Origin of the sequence: Longimicrobium sp. (assembly GCF_036387355.1) — a bacterium.
Taxonomy (GTDB): Bacteria; Gemmatimonadota; Gemmatimonadetes; order Longimicrobiales; family Longimicrobiaceae; genus Longimicrobium.
Genome location: NZ_DASVTX010000391.1, coordinates 1 through 3,616 on the forward strand (window position 1 = coordinate 1; position 3,616 = coordinate 3,616).

The 3,616-nt window shown below is 70.1% G+C and carries 2 protein-coding genes; one reads left to right on the top strand and one right to left on the bottom strand.

Annotated features, from left to right (window positions below; translation table 11 throughout):
- Positions 1 to 689: 689 nt before the first annotated feature.
- The gene (gene lgt / locus VF665_RS17030; protein ID WP_331054646.1) at positions 690 to 1,517 is read left to right on the top strand and encodes a prolipoprotein diacylglyceryl transferase; all 828 of its coding nucleotides are present in this window, start codon (positions 690 to 692) and stop codon (positions 1,515 to 1,517) included.
- Positions 1,518 to 2,370: 853 nt separating this feature from the next.
- Here the strand turns inward: lgt and VF665_RS17035 are convergent.
- Positions 2,371 to 3,616 (bottom strand): penicillin acylase family protein (locus tag VF665_RS17035; RefSeq protein ID WP_331054647.1); only part of this gene is annotated, 1,246 nt, incomplete at its 5' end.

Genomic DNA, 3,616 nt, shown 5'->3' on the forward strand with positions numbered 1-3,616 from the left:
GGCTGCCCTGCACGGGCGATCACTTCGGTGCCGAACGCGACCGTCGTGCTGTTCCCTTCCCGCACCGAAGCCGCGGATGCAGTCCGCGCAGGCGGACTTCGTGTGTTTCGAGGCGCGGTTTCAACCGCCGGGCACGAGCCCTGTAATCCATCTGCGCACCCGTCGGGAACCTCTGGCTCGCGCGGCGTTCAACTCCGCACTGCCGGAAACCTGCGGACGCGCACCGACCCATTTACTGTGCCGAACGGCTCCCCCTCTCCCGCGGAGCGGGTGGAGGGGGCTGGGGGGAGGGGGCCTCTTTCGGCCGCATCGGCACCATCCGAATCACACCGATCGGCTGTTCTCCCCTCTCCATGCAACAGTTTGCACGCGGAGAAGCAGGGGAGGCGAAGTTGCCGTGTGCCCCCTCTTCCACATCTGTTCGTGGGAGAGGGTGGCGAGCTTTAGCGAGCCGGGTGAGGGCCACAGCCCGGCGCCGCACCACGCTCCGCTGCCCGCACCAGTCCGACCGCCGCATACTCTCGTACTCCGCACTCTGCACTCTGCACTCTGCACCCCGCACTTCCCCCGCCCCTTCACCGGAACCTCCATCCGGCATAAGTTTATCGTTCGCAAACATTCCCGAACCGATCTCCACCGGCGGCGCGCCCGCGTGCGCCGGTTCCCGCATCCCCCAGCCCGCGCGCGAGATGTATCCGATTCTGTTTACGATCGGCGGCCTGCAGATCACCAGCTTCGGCGTGATGATCGCCCTGTCGTTCGTGGGCGCCGCCTGGATGGTGGCGCGGGCGCTCAAGCGCGCGGGGTACGACCCCGAACACGCGTGGGACATGTCCGGCTTCGCCGCCCTCGGCGGCATTCTGGGCGCCAAGATCTACTACCTGCTGCTGAACTTCCCCGAGACGATGGCCAACCCCGCGGACGCGATCTTTTCGCGCTCCGGGCTCGTGTGGTACGGCGGCTTCATCGGCGGCGCGCTGGCCGTGCTGTTCCGCATCCGCCAGCTCAAGATCCCCGTGTGGCCGTATGCCGACGCGGTGGCGCCCGGGCTGGCGCTGGGCTACGCCATCGGCCGCGTGGGCTGCTTTCTGGTGGGCGACGACTACGGCTCTCCCACCACGGCGCCCTGGGCCGTCGCGTTTCCCCAGGGCGCGCCGCCCAGCACGGCCGGCAACCTGCGCGCGTTCGGCGAAAACGTGCCGTCCAGCATCCCCGACTTTCAGGTGATGTCGGTGCATCCCACGCAGCTGTACGAAACGGGGATCACGCTCATCATCCTGGCCGTGCTGCTGAAGCTGCGGCCGCGCCTGGCGACGCAGCCGGGGATGCTGTTCCTCGCGTGGCTGGCCATGGCGGGGGTGGAGCGTTTCATCGTGGAGATCTTCCGCGCCAAGGACGACCGCTTCTTCGGGGCGATTTCCATGGCGCAGATGATCAGCCTCGGGCTCATCGCGCTGGCGATCGCGCTCGCCGCCACGCTTCAGCGCCGCGCCGCCACCGTTCCGGCCCGCGCCTGACGCACGTGCCCGCACACGACCACGAACCGGCCGGTGGAACGCATCCACCGGCCGGTCTGCGTTTCCGGGGCTGACTCGCCGCCGCTTTCTGGCGCTCGCCGGGCCGGCACGGCCGGGCTCGCGGGCGAGAGGCGAGAGGGGTCCGGTTCTGCTGAGCGAGTGAACTCGCCGCAACAACGGCTGAAAGCCTCACGGTACTGCTGTGAGGCTGCACCTGCGCAGGAGCTGGTGTTCGGCGCCGAACGCGACGCACGCGCGATGGTCTCTTTTTCTCCGCCGACTGCGGGACGCGTCCCGGGCTCCCCTGAGCGGATGAATCCGCCGCTCGGAAAGCGGTAAGCCCCGACTCATGGCCGCTGGCGCGTCCACGATCGGGGCTTCAACTGCTGAACGGAGACTCACCGCGGGCGTCGCTTCCGTGCCGTGCGCGACGTTGGCTCGCGCGGAAAGCAGATCCTTCGTCGGCGCCAACCGTCGGCGCGGCGGAGGGTTTGCGCGGCGCCTCCTCAGGATGACATTTTGTTGGGATGCAACGGTTTGCGGGCTGATCCGCACGCGTGGGCCGCGCCCTCGCGCCGAAGCGGCCGCCACAGTCCGCGCAGGCGGACTTCGTGCTGTTCCAGCGGCGAATCCATTCGCTCTGGACGGCGGACGCGCCGAACCCTGCCCTCGCGCGCCGAAGCCGCCGCCGCAGTCCGCGCAGGCGGACTTCGTGCTTTTCCAGCGGCGAATTCATTCGCTCTGGACGGGCGGACGCGCCAACCCCTGCCCCTCGCGCCGAAGCCGCCTCCGCAGTCCGCGCAGGCGGACTTTGCGCCGTTGTTGCCGCGACTTCAGTCGCCCGCCTCGCCCCCTACTCCGGCCGCAGAGTCATTCTCGCGACGGCGCGGCGCTCGGCTTTCTGGCGGTCCAGCGGAATCAGCCAGAGGCGGCCGTCGCGCCACATGGGCGTCTGGTCGCGGTAGTGGCGGGAGAGGGGATTGCCGCTCTGCCCCGTGGGGATCACGAATCCGCCCGATCCATCCACGTCCCCCATGTCCACCACGTGCCGCTGGCTGGCGCCGTACGCGTTGGTGAACGGCGGCGTGCGCGACCCGAATCCCGCCACGTTGACGGTGTAGAACGACCCGCGGTTGGGGAACGGGCCGATGTTGAGCCCCAACGCACGGTCCAGCGCGCCCACCACGCCCAGCGGATGGTCGATGCGGGTGGTGTGGATCTCCCCCCAGCTCTTGGTTCCCACGGCCTCCACGGCCGTCTTCATCGCCGCGGCGGCGAGGCCCTCGAGCGTCTCGGTGGAATCCGTCGTCACGTCGTCCACCCAGCGCGCCGCGCCCCCCTCCAGCACGCGCGCCAGGGTGGTGCGGGGAAAGTACACGTTCTTGCCGCCGAACTCGTCATTCCCCACCCGCGTGCGCAGTTCCTCGAACCAGGTATAGAAGAGCGCCGCCGGCCGCGAGTCGATCTCCGCGCGCCCGTCCCACCCGCGCAGCAGGCGCGCGGCGTCGCCCAGTCCGGCGGCCTCGGCGGCGCGCACGGCGCGGGGCAGGTGGCGCAGCGCGAACACATCCGTCACGTCCATCTGCTGCCGCGCCACGTCGGCCGCCGTCAGCCCGCGCCCGGCCTCCACCATCTGCCGGATGCGCATGGCGCGGTACGGCTCCGCCCACCCGTTGCTGATGTGGAACGGGTACGCGCCGCCCACCTGCCGGTTGTTGGCGGTGACCACGAAGCCCGCCTCGGGATCCAGCACGTGCGGGTGCTCGTCAAAGTCCAGAAAGCGCACCCACTCGCCCTCGTCCGTCCATCCCGGGTACGGCAGCAGCCCGTCGCCCGCGCGGCGGACGGGGACGCGGCCGCCCATCCAGTACCCGAACCGACCGTCCGCATCGGCAAAGACGACGTTCTGGTGAGGATTGTTGAAGCCCCGCAGCGCGCCCACGAACTCGTCCGCGGAACGGGCGCGGTTCATCGCCATCAGCGCGGTGACCTCGGTGGAGGGCTCGTACGCGGTCCACCGCATGGACATCACCCGGTTGCCGGCGCGCGGCTCCACGTCGGAGAGCACCGGCCCGTGGCGCGTCACGCGGACCGTGTGC

Excerpts from the sequence above, each read along its gene's own strand:
- lgt (WP_331054646.1), top strand. The coding sequence starts at position 690 with ATGTATCCGATTCTGTTTACGATCGGCGGCCTGCAGATCACCAGCTTC.